Here is a 939-nt window from a genome sequence, read left to right as displayed (position 1 = left end):
TTCCTCGTCTTTTGGGGCTCCCATGACGACGAGGGAAGTGATGCCGCTCACGCAGGTGTTCGTCTCGATTTCCGACCCACGCAGCACCCGTCAGGTCAGACACGATCTGTCCGAACTGCTCACGGTGGCGGTATGTGCCGTGCTGTGCAGCGCGGACGAGTTCTCGGAGATCGAGGCGTGGGCGAAGGAGCGGCTCGACTGGCTGCGAGGTTTTCTGGTGCTTGAGCACGGCATCCCGTCGCACGACACGTTCGGACGCGTGTTCGCCGCCCTTGATCCGCGCGAATTCGAGGCCGCGTTTCGGCGCTGGGTCAGACAGCTGATTCCTGCTCTGGACAGCGACACCGTGGTTGCGATCGACGGCAAGACCAGCCGGCGCAGCACGACCAAAGCCGAGGCGAGGCCCTTGCATCTGGTCAGCGCATTTGCCGCCGATATGGGGCTGGTGCTCGGGCAGACCGCGACCGCAGAGAAGTCCAACGAGATCACCGCCATCCCGGAGCTGCTGGCCACGCTTGCGCTCGAAGGCTGTGTCGTCACGATCGACGCGATGGGTGCCCAGACCAGCATTGCGCGCACAATCCGCGACCGTGGCGCGGACTACGTGCTGTGCGTCAAGGACAATCACCCCAAGCTCATCGAATCCTTCCTGCTCGCGCAAGCCGGCGTGGGTGGCGAAATCGTCCCGACGTCCACGAACGAAACCTGCGACGATGGCCACGGGCGCAGCGAAATCCGGCGCTGCTGGGCCTTCGATGCCGTCGACCGGCTCTACAAGGCCGATCAGTGGGCAGATCTGAAGAGTTTCGCGATCGTCGAGCGCGAGCGCATCGCCGCGGGCAAGCGTACCCGCGAGCGCCGCTACTACATCAGCTCCCTGCCGGCCGACGCCGCGCGCATCGCGCGCGCCGTTCGCAGTCACTGGGAAGTAGAGAACCG

At 65.1% G+C, this 939-nt stretch carries 1 protein-coding gene; it reads left to right on the top strand.

The window, feature by feature from the left end; translation table 11 throughout:
- Positions 1–22: 22 nt before the first annotated feature.
- The coding region (locus tag DNK49_RS23080; RefSeq protein WP_110530411.1) for an ISAs1 family transposase at positions 23–939 on the top strand (917 nt) is incomplete at its 3' end.

The organism is Parazoarcus communis SWub3 = DSM 12120 (assembly GCF_003226565.1).
GTDB classification, from domain to species: Bacteria; Pseudomonadota; Gammaproteobacteria; order Burkholderiales; family Rhodocyclaceae; genus Parazoarcus; species Parazoarcus communis.
The sequence above is the reverse complement of the archived record's forward strand: the minus strand, read 5'-3'. Positions and strand labels throughout refer to the sequence as shown.